Origin of the sequence: Streptomyces sp. Ncost-T10-10d (assembly GCF_900091955.1) — a bacterium.
Classification (GTDB): Bacteria; Actinomycetota; Actinomycetes; order Streptomycetales; family Streptomycetaceae; genus Streptomyces.
Genome location: NZ_FMDF01000073.1, coordinates 172,789 through 186,913 on the forward strand (window position 1 = coordinate 172,789; position 14,125 = coordinate 186,913).

General features: G+C 67.3%; 17 protein-coding genes. 7 read left to right on the forward strand and 10 right to left on the reverse strand.

The genetic code is table 11. The annotated features are described in order from the left end of the window. Positions 1 to 31: 31 nt before the first annotated feature. From GA0115254_RS11045 to GA0115254_RS11055, 3 genes are all read right to left on the reverse strand, one after another. Positions 32 to 1,195 (reverse strand): winged helix DNA-binding domain-containing protein, encoded by a 1,164-nt coding sequence (locus tag GA0115254_RS11045; RefSeq protein WP_093895091.1) that lies wholly within the window; start codon positions 1,193 to 1,195, stop codon positions 32 to 34. A gap of 28 nt (positions 1,196 to 1,223) precedes the next feature. Beyond that, the gene (locus GA0115254_RS11050; RefSeq protein WP_093895092.1) at positions 1,224 to 1,676 is read right to left on the reverse strand and encodes a GNAT family N-acetyltransferase; all 453 of its coding nucleotides are present in this window, start codon (positions 1,674 to 1,676) and stop codon (positions 1,224 to 1,226) included. A gap of 82 nt (positions 1,677 to 1,758) precedes the next feature. After that, positions 1,759 to 2,226, reverse strand: coding sequence for a MarR family winged helix-turn-helix transcriptional regulator (locus GA0115254_RS11055; protein ID WP_093895093.1), 468 nt, complete (start codon positions 2,224 to 2,226; stop codon positions 1,759 to 1,761). A 140-nt stretch (positions 2,227 to 2,366) separates the two neighbouring features. Here GA0115254_RS11055 and GA0115254_RS11060 point away from each other — a divergent pair, with 140 nt between their 5' ends. Both GA0115254_RS11060 and GA0115254_RS11065 read left to right on the forward strand, forming a co-directional pair. Beyond that, positions 2,367 to 3,584 carry an MFS transporter gene (locus GA0115254_RS11060; RefSeq protein ID WP_093895094.1) on the forward strand — a complete coding sequence of 406 codons (1,218 nt, stop codon included), beginning with the start codon at positions 2,367 to 2,369 and terminating at the stop codon, positions 3,582 to 3,584. A gap of 59 nt (positions 3,585 to 3,643) precedes the next feature. After that, complete coding sequence (locus tag GA0115254_RS11065; protein WP_093895095.1) at positions 3,644 to 4,069, forward strand: GlcG/HbpS family heme-binding protein; 426 nt, start codon at positions 3,644 to 3,646, stop codon at positions 4,067 to 4,069. Positions 4,070 to 4,113: 44 nt separating this feature from the next. Here GA0115254_RS11065 and GA0115254_RS11070 read toward each other — a convergent pair whose 3' ends face one another. Then, on the reverse strand, positions 4,114 to 4,983 hold the full coding sequence (locus GA0115254_RS11070) for a GNAT family N-acetyltransferase (protein ID WP_093895096.1): 870 nt from the start codon (positions 4,981 to 4,983) through the stop codon (positions 4,114 to 4,116). A gap of 5 nt (positions 4,984 to 4,988) precedes the next feature. After that, positions 4,989 to 5,516 carry a DUF2269 domain-containing protein gene (locus GA0115254_RS11075; protein ID WP_093895097.1) on the reverse strand — a complete coding sequence of 176 codons (528 nt, stop codon included), beginning with the start codon at positions 5,514 to 5,516 and terminating at the stop codon, positions 4,989 to 4,991. A gap of 402 nt (positions 5,517 to 5,918) precedes the next feature. On the opposite strand from GA0115254_RS11075, the gene GA0115254_RS11080 reads away from it, so the two are divergent. Next, positions 5,919 to 7,097 carry a globin domain-containing protein gene (locus GA0115254_RS11080; protein ID WP_093895098.1) on the forward strand — a complete coding sequence of 393 codons (1,179 nt, stop codon included), beginning with the start codon at positions 5,919 to 5,921 and terminating at the stop codon, positions 7,095 to 7,097. A 102-nt stretch (positions 7,098 to 7,199) separates the two neighbouring features. On the opposite strand, the gene GA0115254_RS11085 is transcribed toward GA0115254_RS11080, so the two are convergent. The 4 genes from GA0115254_RS11085 to GA0115254_RS11100 form a co-directional block, all read right to left on the reverse strand. Then, entirely contained in the window at positions 7,200 to 7,679 is a 480-nt protein-coding gene (locus GA0115254_RS11085) for an NUDIX domain-containing protein (RefSeq protein ID WP_093895099.1), read from the reverse strand. A gap of 63 nt (positions 7,680 to 7,742) precedes the next feature. After that, positions 7,743 to 8,639: a LysR family transcriptional regulator gene (locus GA0115254_RS11090; protein ID WP_093895100.1), complete on the reverse strand. Its 897-nt coding sequence runs from the start codon at positions 8,637 to 8,639 to the stop codon at positions 7,743 to 7,745. Between the two features lie 193 nt (positions 8,640 to 8,832). Further along, entirely contained in the window at positions 8,833 to 9,963 is a 1,131-nt protein-coding gene (locus GA0115254_RS11095) for a cystathionine gamma-lyase (protein ID WP_093895101.1), read from the reverse strand. A gap of 67 nt (positions 9,964 to 10,030) precedes the next feature. Next, positions 10,031 to 10,408 carry a phage holin family protein gene (locus GA0115254_RS11100; protein ID WP_093895102.1) on the reverse strand — a complete coding sequence of 126 codons (378 nt, stop codon included), beginning with the start codon at positions 10,406 to 10,408 and terminating at the stop codon, positions 10,031 to 10,033. A 68-nt stretch (positions 10,409 to 10,476) separates the two neighbouring features. On the opposite strand from GA0115254_RS11100, the gene GA0115254_RS11105 reads away from it, so the two are divergent. The 4 genes from GA0115254_RS11105 (at position 10,477) to GA0115254_RS11120 (ending at position 12,716) form a co-directional block, all read left to right on the forward strand. After that, the gene (locus GA0115254_RS11105) at positions 10,477 to 10,794 is read left to right on the forward strand and encodes a cupin domain-containing protein (RefSeq protein WP_093895103.1); all 318 of its coding nucleotides are present in this window, start codon (positions 10,477 to 10,479) and stop codon (positions 10,792 to 10,794) included. A gap of 156 nt (positions 10,795 to 10,950) precedes the next feature. Next, positions 10,951 to 11,163 (forward strand): DUF5326 family protein, encoded by a 213-nt coding sequence (locus GA0115254_RS11110; protein WP_093895169.1) that lies wholly within the window; start codon positions 10,951 to 10,953, stop codon positions 11,161 to 11,163. 243 nt (positions 11,164 to 11,406) lie between these two features. Further along, on the forward strand, positions 11,407 to 12,177 hold the full coding sequence (locus tag GA0115254_RS11115) for an IclR family transcriptional regulator (protein ID WP_093895104.1): 771 nt from the start codon (positions 11,407 to 11,409) through the stop codon (positions 12,175 to 12,177). Positions 12,178 to 12,278: 101 nt separating this feature from the next. Beyond that, on the forward strand, positions 12,279 to 12,716 hold the full coding sequence (locus GA0115254_RS11120) for an SsgA family sporulation/cell division regulator (RefSeq protein WP_093895105.1): 438 nt from the start codon (positions 12,279 to 12,281) through the stop codon (positions 12,714 to 12,716). Between the two features lie 80 nt (positions 12,717 to 12,796). Here GA0115254_RS11120 and GA0115254_RS11125 read toward each other — a convergent pair whose 3' ends face one another. After that, positions 12,797 to 14,107, reverse strand: coding sequence for a YibE/F family protein (locus tag GA0115254_RS11125; RefSeq protein WP_176740062.1), 1,311 nt, complete (start codon positions 14,105 to 14,107; stop codon positions 12,797 to 12,799). Positions 14,108 to 14,125 lie beyond the last annotated feature (18 nt).

Sequence of the window (14,125 nt, forward strand, 5' to 3'; positions counted from 1 at the left end):
TTTCACGTGAAACGGGAGGGGGCGGGCCGGCTCAGGCCGTCAACTCCCGTTCCAGTGGGGTACGGAAGCGTGGAGTGATCCGTGCTTGGCCCATCCATTGCGACAGCCGGGATGCTTCTGCCTCGACCAAGGCGGTGGCATCCCTGCTGACGTCGGACAGCAGCCGCCAGACCGGCTCACCATCCGCCCGCTGTGCCCAGCCGCCCACGATCTCGCCGTTCCACCACACTGTCGGGCCGATATTGCCGGACCGGTCGAAGAGCGCCTTCCGATGCCCGTCAGGGAGGTGGAAGCTGCGATCGGCCCAGCCCATCGCGCTGGGGTCGAGTGCCGGAAGCAGCGCGACCCAGGTTTCCAGGGCCGGTTCCGGCTCCAGGTCCTCCGGCAGGACCCATCCCACGGTGCCGTCGTCGAGCCGAACCCCCTCGGCTCCGACGGCTTCCAGTGCCTTGCGGACCGGGCCCAGCGCCCAGCCCGTCCACCACTTGAGATCGGCCTCGGTCGCCGGGCCGTAGGAGCAGAGCCAGCGCCGGGCCAGCTCCGCCTGTGCCCGTGCGGGTTCCTCGAACGGCAATGGCTCGGACGTGGTCCAGCGGAACTGGCTGGAGGTCCAGGAACCGCGTGGACGGTCCCGGCGGATGCGGCCTTCGGCTGCCAGGATCCGGATGACGCGGGAGGCGACGCCCTGCACTCCCTCGTACTTTTTGCCGGGAAAGACTGTGATTTTGGTACGCAGGTCAGCCACGGCGGCGGAGAGCTCGCTGCCGGTGACGGGACCGCGGGCCGCCAGGGCTGCAAGGGTCTTCCGTTCGGTGTCGGCGAGCCAACGCTCGTCCAGTCCATTGCCGTCGTCCGCCAAATGCTTGAGGAAGGTGCGGCGTTCCTTGGCGGCCACGGCACGGGCATTGGACGCGTCTACGTGCGGGGCGAGTTCCTGCGATACGACGAAGAGGGTGTTGCGCATGGAGAGTTGCCGGACCAGAGAGACGTCTTCGTAGAGAGCCCGCTCCACTGCGACGACGCTTGCCTCGGACATCCGGGCGCACGCGGAAAGAAAGACGGTGGCGGCGTCGGTGGCGTGCAGAGCGACGACCGCATCGGCCACCGACACCGGCGACGCGGTCCGTACGGACGGGGCCAGGAGATGTCGCCGCCCGAGCCTGATCCTGCGCTGTTCGTCACTGATGCGGTGCACGGGCAACCTCTCGGACTCCGGACTACGATCAGAGCGCGAGCTTGAAGCCCACGTGGCTGGCGCTGAAACCCAGCCGCTCGTAGAAACGATGAGCATCGGTCCGGGTCGCATCGGACGTCAACTGGACCAACTGGCAGTCCCGGCGCCGGGATTCGTCCACGGCCCACTCGATCAGCTGGGTGCCGAGGCCGCTGCCGCGCTCGTCGGCGTGGATGCGGACGCCTTCGATGACCGAACGGGTGGAGCCGCGCCGGGACAGTCCAGGGATCACCGTCAGCTGCAGGGTTCCGACGACGCGGCCCTCGCGCACGGCGACGATCACGTGCTGGTTCGGGTCGTCGGCCAGCTGCCGGAATGCGGCGCGGTAAGGGGTGAGGTCGTCCGGCGACTCACGCTGTGCACCCAGCGGATCATCGGCGAGCATGGCCACGATTGCGGGGACGTCGGCGAGGGCCGCGGGACGTATTTCCAGATCGCTCATAATCGGCAGAGTACGCAGATCACGTGGACGATGCGGGGATCACACGGCCTGCTCGGCGAACTCTCAGCGGCTGCGCGGCAGCTCACGCGACCTGTGCGGGGGCCTTCAGCTCTTCGACCGCCCTGACGAGTGGGGCCAGCTCAGGATTTTTGGCGGCTTCGTCGAGTGCGGCGCGCAGCGCGGTGTCATTGGTCGGCCGGGCTTCGGCGAGCAGGCTGAGCCCGGCCTCGGTGACATCGGTGTAGATGCCGCGGCGATCGGTGTCGCAGAGATACCGGGTCAGCAGTCCGCGGTCCTCGAGGCGGGTGACCAGGCGGGTGGTGGCGCTCTGGCTGAGCACGACGGCGTCCGCGACCTGCTTCATCTGAAGATGGCCGCCGGCACCGTTGTGCTGCCTGCTCAAGACGTCGAGCAGGGAGTACTCCCGCACGCTGAGACCGTGCCCGGCCTGCAGCGCCCGCTCGATACGGGCCTCGATATTCCCGTGAAGCAAGGAGAGGGCGCACCAGCCCTGGGAGAGAGCGGTCAGTGCGGGGTCTGTAGCTGTCATGGGTCTCTCCTCCGTCTAGGAGCTGCTTGCGTCCAGGATAGGCGACGCTCGCAATAGCCCGCGTTTGCAATTAATCGGCGTCTGCAATTATTGTGGACGCTCGTAAGGTGCAGATGCAATCGTCAGGGAAGGTGAAGCCCATGCCGCTCGCGCTCCTCGCCCTCGCCATCGGGGCTTTCGGTATCGGAACCACCGAGTTCGTGATCATGGGGTTGCTCCCCGAGGTTGCTGCGGACTTCCAGGTCTCGATCCCTACCGCAGGATTCCTCGTCACGGGATACGCCCTCGGTGTCGTCCTGGGCGCACCGCTGATGACGGTCCTCGGCACCCACGTCACCCGTAAGCGCATGCTCATGCTGCTGATGGGGCTGTTCGTCGTGGGCAACGTGGTCTCCGCCGTCGCCCCGGTCTTCGGCGTGATGGTCGTCGGCCGCGTGATCGCCTCGCTCGCCCACGGTGCCTTCTTCGGCATCGGATCGGTCGTGGCGGCCGATCTGGTTGCCCCGCAGAAAAAGGCCGGCGCGATCGCCATGATGTTCACGGGCCTCACCGTCGCCAATGTCGTCGGTGTGCCGCTGGGCACCTACATCGGACAGAGCGTCGGCTGGCGGACGACATTCTTCGTCGTCGCCGCGCTCGGTGTCATCGGCCTTCTCGGTGTGGCCAGGCTCATCCCCGAACAGCCCCGCCCCGAGGGCGTACGGCTCCGCCACGAGCTGGCAGCGTTCCGCAACGTGCAGGTCCTGCTCGCCATGGCGATGACCGTGCTCGGCTTCGGCGGAGTCTTCGCCGCGATCACCTACATCACCCCGATGATGACCGAGATCGCCGGATACTCCGCGTCCTCCGTCACCTGGCTCCTGGTCCTCTTCGGGCTGGGCATGGTGGGTGGAAATCTGCTCGGCGGCAAGTTCGCCGACCGCCATCTGATGCCGATGCTGTATGTGTCGCTCGGAGCCCTCGCCGTGGTTCTGGCGCTGTTCACCCTGACCGCCCACAACAAGATCGCAGCGGCTGTCACCATCGTTCTGATCGGGGGCCTGGGCTTCGCCACAGTGCCGCCGCTGCAGAAGCGGGTGCTCGACCAGGCAGCCGGTGCTCCGACCCTCGCCTCCGCCGTCAACATCGGTGCCTTCAACCTCGGCAACGCGCTGTCGGCCTGGCTCGGTGGCCTCGTCATCGCCGCCGGCCTCGGCTACACCGCCCCCAACTGGGTCGGCGCCGCTCTGGCAGCCTCCGCCCTGGTCCTCGCGGTCGTCTCCAGCGTTCTGGAACGCCGCGGCACGGTCTCCCGGGGCCGACTCGTCGCCCAGCACACCCCTGAACCGCTCGCGACGACCCCGGCGCCCCAGCGCTGACCCCCCTCACGCCACTCCCCTCACACGCAGCACCACATCGCACCAAGGAGACACCCCCCATGAGCACCACCACTGGCGCCGTCGCCCCGCTGACCACCCCGGACGCCGAAGCGCTCATCGAAGCGGCCCGCGGCGCCGCCGAAGCCGCCGGTGTAGCCGTTGCCGTCACGATCCTCGACGCGGGCGGCCATCTGCTGGCCTTCCGGCGGGACGACCGGGCCGTTCTCATCGCGGGTGAGACCAGCACCCGCAAGGCATACACGGCCCTTCAGCTCAACGCTCCCACCGCCGACCTCGTCGACGCGGTCCAGCCGGGCGGGCTCTTCCACACCCTGCCGACCGCCCTCGACCGGCCGCTGCTCTTCATCGCCGGTGGTGTCCCGGTCCACCGCGACGGCCGGCTCATCGGCGCCATCGGCGTCGGCGGAGGCGCTCCCGACCAGGACCACGGCTTCGCGACGGCTGCCGTGAAGGCTCTCGTCTGACGCTCGCACCGCCCACGCTCGATGTCAGTTCAAAGCCGCGTGGGTCAGCCCGTCGCTACGGTCAGTGGAGCGTAGCGACGGGTCCAGTCGCCCGGCAGGTCCGAGGTTCCATAGGTCATCACCGTGGTTTTGGAGCTTTCTTGCAGACCGCACTCCTTGAACCAGTCGAGCAGCTCCGCATGGCGCGCGTCGATGTCCGCGCGCAACGGTAGATCCGTCGCCTCCGCGAGCGATGCGACGAGTGCCTGAGCAGTGTCGGTGTCGGGCGCGATGAGCGGGCCGACCACATGCGTATGAGCGCTCGGCCAGGTCGCTGCGTAACCGACGAGCTTTCCATCGCCCTCCGCGACCCGGATGTGGTCCGCATACGCGGGCAGCCGGGCGAGAACATGCATCCGGTCGGAGCCGAAGACGTCCGTGTCCAGCCGGACCATGGCTTGCAGGTCCTCCGCCGTGGCCGGGCGGACGGTCGCAGTGGACGCTCCGTCGCCGGTCGGCCGGAAGAACCCGGTGACCCGCTCCACACGGCCCACGATCGCGAAGCCGAGCTGTTCGTAGAGCGGTTGTCCCGCGGATGTCACGTACAGGCTGAGGGGGGTGCCCGCGGCCTCGTCGATCACATGGCGCATCAGGTGGCGGGCGACTCCCTGCCGCGCATATCGCTCAGCGACGAGCAGCATGCCGATGGCAGCCAGTCGTGGGCCGTAGGAGGTCACCACACAAGTGGCCATCAGGCCTTTGCCCCCGGGATCGTCCATGCCATAGCCGGTTCCGGCGGCGAGGAGCAGACCCCATCTGTGCTCATCGCGTGGCCATCCGCGGTCCTCACAGAGATCGGCGCAGGCGGCCAGGTCACCCAAGGTGAGACGCCGGACAGGCAATTCGGCGAGCGGACGGGGCAGAGGGGTGAGCATGAAGCTCAGGCTGTCCGATGCGGTGATCGCTCGTCCACTCCTTTACCGGCTCCGGCCAGGATGCGCAGCCGTCGGCCACGCCGGGTCAATCCCCAGGGCTTCAGCACTGATACCGCGGTGATGAACAGATACGTTGCCGTCGCCACCGACGGAGCGACCACCAGGTTGATATCGACAGCGCCACGCGTCGCCGCCTCGTTGATGCCGGGACGCAACGAGAAGATCGACAGTGCCGCAGTGATCAGGGTGAGCCAGAACTTTGTCCAGACCCACCGGTGCCTGGCCAGTCCCCAAGGCGTACCGAGAGCCAGGACGAGGCCGCTGAGCAGGGAGAGCAGGGCGACCGGGATGACCAGCCAGTCTCCGAAGATCTTCATGGCGCGGGTGGCGGCCTGCGCGGTGGTGGGGTCGCCAGTGAGGAAGGCCGTGATTCCGAGCGTCAGCAGTCCGACGGTCAGTCCCAGCCAGCTCACGGATACCGAGACATGTGCGACGAGAAGGCTGCGGCGAGCGGAGCGTTTGAGTGGTTTCACGTGAAACACGGTGCCGGGAATGGGGCAATCGGGCGTCTGGCAGCGGGAGTAACCGCGCGTACTCGCCTCGGCGTACAGTGCCCACACTTCTACGGCCTTGCCGGTGAGGTGAGTTGGTGCGCAGACCTATGCGGCCGTCTCGGCCAGGTCGGCGCAAAGTTCCGCGATGATGCGGATACGAGCGACTGTTGTGGATCCATGGCTCGGCCATGAGGTAAAGAAGCGTAATGGGAAAGCCGGTTCGGATACCCGGACTTCCCGCTATTTGTCCGGTCTGTGTTCGTGGCAAGGCATGCTGGGGTGAGGGACTGCGGGCAGAACCCGACTACGCCCGCAGGCAGGCGTTGCGGGTCGTGTGCGAGTGCGTAAGGCGACCAGAAGACGTTCGAGGCGAGGCACAGTATGGATGCTCCGGCCACCGGGTGGACCGAAAACGGAACGGACAGATCTCCCGACGCGACCCTGATCCACCGCACCCTGACCGAGATCTCGCCCGTCGCGGATCAGGCAACCTCGTACTTCTACGCCCTTCTCTTCATCCGGTACCCCGATCTGCGCGACCTTTTTCCGGTCTCGATGGATGTCCAGCGCGACCGTCTTCTCCGCGCGATCCTCACCGCGGCGGACCGGCTGGACGACCCCGATGCGCTGGCCGAGTATCTCGGCGAACTGGGCCGGGGGCACCGCAAGTACGGCACACTGCCTGCGCACTATCCCGCTGTGGGGGAGGCGCTCCTCGGCGCGCTGAGCCGCTACGCGACCACCACCTGGGACGCGGAGACCGAAGCGGCATGGGTCCGTGCCTACACCGCGATATCGCAGATCATGATCGATGCGGCCGCCGAGGACGAGCAGCGGGCTCCCGCCCGGTGGCATGCCGAGGTCGTCTCCCACGACCTCAGAACCCGCGACATAGCGATCCTCACGGTCCGTCCCGACCAGGCCTACCCCTACCTCGCAGGCCAGTACGCGGCGATGGAGACCCCGTGGTGGCCCCGGAACTGGCGGCACTATTCCTTCGCCTCGGCGCCCCGCCCGGACGGTCTGCTCACTTTCCACATCAAGGCGGTACCGGCCGGCTGGGTCTCCAGCGCCCTGGTGTACCGGGCCCGGCCCGGCGACATCCTGCGCCTCGGCCCGCCCACGGGCTCGATGACGGTCGACCACTCCACCCACACCGGTCTGCTCTGCCTGGGCGGCGGCACGGGCATCGGGCCCATCAAGGCACTTGTCGAGGACGTTGCGGAGCATGGTGACCGGCGTCCGGTGGAGGTCTTCTACGGGGCACGCAGCGGTCACGACCTGTACGACATCGACACGATGATGCGGCTCCAGAAGACCTATCCCTGGCTCGAGGTGCGGACGGTGGTCTCCACCGGCCCGGGAACGGAGGGGGCTCTGAAGGGTCTGTTGCCCGAGGCCGTGCGCCAGTGCGGCCCGTGGCACGAGTACGACGCCTATCTCTCGGGGCCGCCCGGCATGATCCGCAGCAGCGTGGATGTGCTCAGGGGTATCGGCATGCCGGCCGAGCGCATCCGGCACGACTGCGTCGAGGAAATGACGACCACCGGCCCGGCCTGAACCCGGGAGCGGAAGCCGTCGGGCCTGAACCCGGGAGCGTCAGCCGTCGACGCTGTCCCGGGGAAAGGGTGGCTGTCAGCCCCTGTCCGGAAGCGGCGGCGGTCAGCCCAGGTCGGGCGCGTGCATCGCCCGTACGCCCTCGATATTGCCGTCCAGGTAGTGCCGCAGCGACAGCGGTACGAGATGAACGGCAGCAATCCCCATCCGGCTGAACGGCACCCGTACGACGTCGTACTCCCCGCAAGGATCCTCGATCTCGGGGCCGTGGCGCCGGGACAGGTCCATCGACTCCAGTCGGCAGACGAAGAAGTGCTGCACTTTGACGCCCTTCACTCCGCCGCGCTCGATGTGCTCCACGGTGTCGACGAAGCAGGGAACCACATCGGTGATCTTGGCGCCGAGCTCCTCGTCCACCTCACGGTGCAGGGCGTCGACGACGGTTGCGTCCTCGGGTTCGACCCCGCCGCCCGGCGTGAGCCAGTACGGATCCACCCCGGGCTTGGTGCGCTTGATGAGGATGAGGTCGTTGCCGTCGAGCAGGATGGCGCGTGCGGTGCGCTTGACCACAGGACGTTCGGTCATGGCAAGAGAGTGGCCCACGGAACCGGTTCTGAAACACCTGACCCGCGCCGGACCGCGCTGCGCTCACCAGTCGGCGGCAGCGCGCAGCAGCCACTCGTGCGCCCGCGCGATGTGCGGCAGCGCGAGCGTGCCGGTCCGCACGGCCACGAAATACGTGCGCAGCGGAGGCACGGGAGGGTCGAGGAGCGCCACCACCTCGCCCCGTTCCAGCGCCGCCTCGCACAGATAGCGCGGCAGCACGGCGAGTCCGGCGCCCGCTGCCGTGCACTCCAGGACCGCCCGGAGATCCGGCGCGATGACGGCTCCCGCAGCGGCGGGCCGGCTGTCGAAGACGGCGGCCCAGTAGCGGGAGACGAGCGGCAGGCTCTCGTGCACCTCCACGATCGGCAGCCGGTCCAGCACCACGGGCCCGTTGTGCCGCAAGGTCCCGGGCCCCAGACGCCCGGCCCAGCGCGGCGCAGCGATCAGCACATGTTCTTCGTCGCAGAGCGGAGTCGCGGTGAGCAGCCCACCGCGCGGACGGGCCGTCGCAATGGCGAGATCATGATGTCCGGCGGCCAGTCCCTCCAGCGTCTGTTCGGCGCTGGTGAAGAACGAACTGCGCAGAGTCAGGCCCTGGGCGATGAGAGGGGTGAGCGCCGGCAGGGCCCGCATCGACGTGAACTCGGGTGGCCCGGCCAGATGCAGTGTCCTTACGCGCGACTCCTCGTCGAGCTCGGTCTCGGCGATCTCGATCAGCGCGTCCAGATGGGGCGCCGCCCGGTGCGCGAGCTCGTCGCCGATGGTCGTCGGGGTCACGCCGCGGGCCCTGCGCAGGAAGAGCGGGCGGCCCAGCTGCCGCTCCAGGGTGCGGATCTGTGAGGTGACCGCGGGCTGGGAGAGGCCGAGCAGGGCAGCAGCCCTGGTGAAGGAACCGGCCCGGTGCACCATGACGAATGTGCGTAGCAGGGCCAGGTCCATGTCCTGCCCCCTCCCACCCTCGCGCCGCTGCGGACCCGTACAACTATAAATATGTCGATAGGTCGCTGTCGCTACCGTGATTGGACACTGACGGAGAGTCAATTAGCCTTGTTCAAGCGGTTCTTCATGTGTGGAACCGGGGCGGTCCGAGCCACGAGGGGGGAGGCTCGGACCGTCCGTACCACCGGCTGGATCAGCTCTTGCCCAGCGCCGCGTCCAGTGCCCGCTCCACGTCGGCCACCAGGTCGCCCGGGCTCTCGGCGCCGACCGAGAAACGGATGAATCCCTCCGGCACGGCGTCACCCCCCCAGCGTGCCCGCCGCTCGGCGGTGGAGCGCAGGCCGCCGAAACTCGTCGCGTCGTCGACCAGCCGCAGCTCGGTCAGGAAGCGCTCGGCCCGCTCGCGGTCGGGCAGTACGAACGACACCACGGAGCCGAAGCGTTTCATCTGGCGCACGGCGTTCGGGTACGAAGGGTCGGTGGGCAGGCCGGGGTACCGCAGCCCGGTCACCTCCTGGCGCTTGCCCAGTGCCTCGGCCAGCGTCAGGGCGGTGGCGCACTGCCGGTCGATCCGCAGCTCCAGCGTCGCCAGCGAACGGTGCGCGAGCCAGGCCTCCATCGGTCCCGGAATCGCGCCGACGACCTTGCGCCAGCGCCGTACACCCGCTGACAGCTCGGAATCGCGGCAGGTCACATGGCCGAGCAGGATGTCTCCGTGCCCGGTCATGCCCTTGGTGTCACTGGCCACAGAGAAGTCGGCCCCCAGTTCCAGCGGGCGCTGGCCGAGCGGCGTGGCAAGGGTGTTGTCGACAGCCACCAGAGTGCCGGCCGCGTGTGCGGCCTCGACGAGCCGGCGTACGTCGCAGACATCGAGCCCAGGATTGGACGGGGTTTCGATCCACAGCAGCTTGGCGCCTTCGAGGACCGTCAGCTGGGCATCGCCGCCGGTCGGCGCGGTCCGGACCTCGACGCCGTATGCCTCCAGCTGTTCACGCACCAGTGGCAGCGCCTGATATCCGTCATCGGGCAGCACGACCACATCGCCGGTGCGCGCCTGGGACAGCAGCACGGCCGAGACCGCCGCCATCCCGGAGGCGAAGACCGTGGTCTCGACCGGCTCCCCCGGTGCCTCCAGCTCGCCGATGGCGCGTTCCAGATGCGTCCAGGTCGGATTGGTGTCCCGGCCATAGGTGTATGGACCTGTCGGTTCACCGGAGAGATGGAAGTGCGCGGCGAAGACCGGTCCGGGCAGGGTGGGCTCGAACTGCTCCGGTTCGGGCAGCCCGGCCCGTACCGCCCGGGTTCCGTCACCCATGGTGCTCATACCGCTTCCTCACTTCTCTCCCCGGTGCGCCACTGGTGCGACCTGCACTGTTTCAGTAGATGTCAGGTCAGTCCTCGTCGGGCAGGACTACGTTCAGCGCCCACGACACGATCGAGATGATCAGACCGCCGAGCACTGCGGTCCAGAAGCCGTCGACATGGAAGCTCAGGTTGAACTGACCGGCCAGCCAGGAGGTCAGCATCAGCATGAGCGCGTTGACGACCAGGGTGATAAGCCCCAGCGTGAGGATGAAGAGCGGCAGGGTGAGCAGCTTCACGATCGGCTTGACCACAAAGTTCACCAGGCCGAAGAGCAGGGCGACCACGATCAGCGTGAGCGCCTTGCGCCCGGTGCTGCCGCCGTTCAGCGTGATGTCCTGAAGCAGCCAGGTGGCCACGGCCAGCGCACCTGCGTTGGCGATCGTCTTGACTACGAAATTCTTCATGTGTCTGATCGTGGCAGACATGATCGGTGGCGGACACCGGCAGGACAGAGGCAAGGGGCGGATGGGCTATGAAGGCGTTCAGACTGGACGAACTGGAAGCGGAACGGGCTGCCAACGACGGTGCGTATCTGCAGTTCGTGAAGGAACGGAACATGTCCGTCGGCCTGTACGCACTGGATGCCGGTGAAATCGACCCGCAGCAGCCGCACAAGGAGGACGAGGTCTACTTCATCGTCAGCGGCCGCGCCTCGATCACGGTCGGCATGGAAACCACGCAGGTGGGCAGAGGAAGCGTGGTGTACGTACCCGCCGGCGTTGCCCACAAGTTCCACCACATCACCGAGGACCTGCGGGTCATGGTGGTCTTCTCCCCGCCGGAGAGCTGATCCGCTCCTACGGAGGACCGGGCTCCGGTCTCAGGGATCCCTCAGGGGTCGATCAGGGGACTTCAAGGGCTGTGAAACCCCCGCCGGCCCCCTTTGCGCCTCTAGCATCGAGGTATCGAAACAGGAACTCACAGAGACGAGGCAAGGACGATGGCGGTGCGGGAGATATTCGCGGGGATGCCCTGGTGGGTGAAGTGGATCGCGGTGCCGGTCATCGCGATCGTCGTGTTCGGCGGTCTGATCGCCAGCGTGGTCGGGTTCGTGATCGGTCTGCTCTTCAAGGTTCTGGTCTTCGTGATCCTGGTCGGCGGACTCGTCTTCGTCGTACGCAAGTTCATGTCGTCCTCTTCCTCACGCAGCGACTGGTAGGACGATCGGAAGCCGGCCGGGGGATTAGCCCAGCTGAGCTAAGCGCAAGACGAAACGACGCCCCTTGCGGATGCGGCCGATATGGTGGCAGTCCGCTGCCACCACCTGGGAATTTACCGTCCGTTACCGCCCTGACCAGTGGTTTGTACGGCGCTCGGTCTCCGGACCCCAGTCATGCGGCGGTCTGTGGGGGCGGCCCCCACAGACGGGCTGACCGCCCGTCACCATGCCTGGGGGTGACCGTTGACCACGGCATCGAGCACTGCTGTCCCGACGCTGATCGGTTCGGTCCAGCGAGCGCTGAGGCTGCTGGAAGCTGTGGGTGCCCATAGAGACGGGGCGCCCGCGAAACAGTTGGCCAGGGAAGCGGGCCTTCCCCTTCCCACCGCCTACCATCTGCTGCGCACCTTGACCCATGAGGGCTATCTGCGCCGGGAGAACGGCGTGTTCCTCTTCGGGACCGCCGCTGAGCGCCTGGTCGACGAGGGTTCGCTGCAGAATCGTCGCAGCAGAATGACCGAGTCGCTGAGCCGCTGGCGCGACACCATCGGCGTGCCGGTGTACTGCGCCGTCTACCGCGAGGGCGAGATCGAACTCATCGCGGTCGCCGACAACCCCACCACGCCCGCGGTGGACGAGTGGGCATCCTTCCGGGAGACCGGGCACGCCCATGCGATCGGTCAGTGTCTGCTGAGCCAGCTCGACGAGAAGGCCCGCGAGGACCATCTGGACCGGCACCCTGTCCGGCCGCTGACCCGTTACTCGGTGAGGGACCGCTCGGCGTTTCTTGAACGATTGCGGTCGTTGGAACGAATGGAACCTGTCATCGAACGACAGGAGTACGCCTTGGGGACGGTCTGCGCAGCCATCCCGATCACGGCCGGATTCAATGCCGCCGCGATGGCGATTTCTGTACCCCTGGAACAGGAAGATCGGTTGCTCCCCGCAGTCGAACAACTACGTGACGAAGTGGCCAGCCTCTTGCGCTCGTTCGTGTTCTCTATCAGTATCTGAAAAATCACTCCTTGTGATCTGCTATCGCGTGCACCACGATGGCGTCAATAGGGCCATGGGGGATCATTCCTGGCCAGATTCATCTACTGCGGGGTTGGACGATGCGCGAGTCGGTTCAAGCTGAGGTCATGATGAGCTTCCTCGTCTCCGAGGAACTCTCTTTCCGGATCCCGGTGGAGCTCCGGTACGAAGTGTGCGATCCGTACGCGATCCGGATGACCTTCCATCTGCCCGGCGACGCCCCCGTCACCTGGGCATTCGGCCGTGAGCTGCTGCTCGACGGTCTCAACAGCCCCAGTGGCGACGGTGATGTGCATATCGGGCCCACGGAGCCCGAGGGACTGTCCGACGTACATATCCGACTTCAGGTGGGCACGGATCGCGCCCTCTTCAGGGCCGGTACGGCACCACTTGTGGCCTTCCTCGACCGGACGGACAAACTTGTTCCGCTCGGGCAGGAGTGCACGCTGGGTGACTTCGAGGGCAACTTGGAAGAGGCCCTGGGCCGGATCCTCGCCGAGGAACAGAACGCCGGCTGAGGAGGACGGCGCCGCCGACCGGCCCGCCGGTCGAACACAACACCTGCCGAATGGGTGAATCGCTCTCCGTGAGGAGGCGTTCAAGGTCTTGTCCTACGACGACGGCCCTTCCCGGTCCGTACGGATGCCGAAGCTCCGGCTTCCGCGCCGACCCCTGTGCGGTCCGCGGAGACGACCAGCGCCGCGAGCACCGTCGTCACCGGCACCGCGGCGACCAGTCCGATCGAACCGACCAGCGTTCGTACGATCTCCTCCGCCACCAGCTCGCTGTTGGCCACCGTTCCCACGCTGCTCTGCGCGATCGAGAACAGCAGCAGCAGCGGCAGTGCGGCGCCCGCGTAGGCGAGCACCAGCGTGTTGACGACCGAGGCGATGTGATCACGCCCGATCCTGATTCCTGCCCGGTAGAGCCCCCGAGCACCCATCGTCGGGTTCGCCTGGTGCAGCTCCCAGACCGCCGATGTCTGGGTGACCGTCACATCGTCGAGCACCCCGAGCGAGCCGATGATGACACCGGCCAGCAGCAGACCGCTCATGTCGATGTGCGGGTAAAGGCCGTGGATGAGGCCGGTGCTGTCGTCGGTGTTGCCGGTCAGGCTCGCCCAGCCGATGAAGAGCGATCCGAGCAGCCCGATCAGCAGCAATGAGATCAGTGTGCCGATCACCGCGACCGACGTGCGGGCGGTCAGGCCGTGGCACATGTAGAGCGCGATCAGCATGATCGCACTGGCCCCGACCACCGCGACGAGCAGTGGATTCGAGCCTTGGAGGATGGCCGGAAGGATGAACAGGGTCAGCACGGCGAAGGACACGGCGAGCGCGACCAGTGCCATCACCCCTCGCATCCTGCCCACCGCGATCACGACCAGGGCGAAGATCCCTGCCAGCAGTGTCATCGGGAACTTCCGGTTGACATCCGTCACCGAGTACTGCAGATCACGGGGTGCGTCGGGGGCGTACGCCACGACCACGCCCTGCCCTTCGCGCAACTGACGGGGTGCGTCGGGCTGGACGATCTCGACGAAGGTCCGGCCCTTGTCGTGACCGGTCGTCACCTCGACGGTGGCCTTCTCGCACAGCCCGGGTCCGCTCCCCGACGGCGGGGTGGTCTCGCCGCTGATGGGTGTCCGGGCGGCGTTCACGTCCTTGCAGTCCACCTTGTCGATATTCACCACCTTTCCCTGTTGGGTCTGCCGGTCGAAGCCGACACCGGTCCGCTCGTGCGGGGGCGCGCCGCCCGGCCAGAGCACCACCAGGCCGACGACGACCGCGGTGGCGAATGGGATCAGGACGGCCGCGATGACCTTGCGCAGATGTTTGGAGACGGGCGCGGCAGGGCCATGGCTGTGCGAGTGGCCGTGGGGTTCGGGGTCGGTACGGGGGGAGGTCACCGGCCGATCATCGCAAGA

Coding starts and splice junctions, on each gene's coding strand:
- GA0115254_RS11060 (WP_093895094.1), top strand. CDS start 2,367: ATGCCGCTCGCGCTCCTCGCCCTCGCCATCGGGGCTTTCGGTATCGGA.
- GA0115254_RS11055 (WP_093895093.1), bottom strand. CDS start 2,226: ATGACAGCTACAGACCCCGCACTGACCGCTCTCTCCCAGGGCTGGTGC.
- GA0115254_RS11090 (WP_093895100.1), bottom strand. CDS start 8,639: ATGGACCTGGCCCTGCTACGCACATTCGTCATGGTGCACCGGGCCGGT.
- GA0115254_RS11080 (WP_093895098.1), top strand. CDS start 5,919: ATGGATGCTCCGGCCACCGGGTGGACCGAAAACGGAACGGACAGATCT.
- GA0115254_RS11105 (WP_093895103.1), top strand. CDS start 10,477: ATGAAGGCGTTCAGACTGGACGAACTGGAAGCGGAACGGGCTGCCAAC.
- GA0115254_RS11065 (WP_093895095.1), top strand. CDS start 3,644: ATGAGCACCACCACTGGCGCCGTCGCCCCGCTGACCACCCCGGACGCC.
- GA0115254_RS11070 (WP_093895096.1), bottom strand. CDS start 4,983: ATGCTCACCCCTCTGCCCCGTCCGCTCGCCGAATTGCCTGTCCGGCGT.
- GA0115254_RS11095 (WP_093895101.1), bottom strand. CDS start 9,963: ATGAGCACCATGGGTGACGGAACCCGGGCGGTACGGGCCGGGCTGCCC.
- GA0115254_RS11100 (WP_093895102.1), bottom strand. CDS start 10,408: ATGAAGAATTTCGTAGTCAAGACGATCGCCAACGCAGGTGCGCTGGCC.
- GA0115254_RS11085 (WP_093895099.1), bottom strand. CDS start 7,679: ATGACCGAACGTCCTGTGGTCAAGCGCACCGCACGCGCCATCCTGCTC.
- GA0115254_RS11120 (WP_093895105.1), top strand. CDS start 12,279: ATGCGCGAGTCGGTTCAAGCTGAGGTCATGATGAGCTTCCTCGTCTCC.
- GA0115254_RS11050 (WP_093895092.1), bottom strand. CDS start 1,676: ATGAGCGATCTGGAAATACGTCCCGCGGCCCTCGCCGACGTCCCCGCA.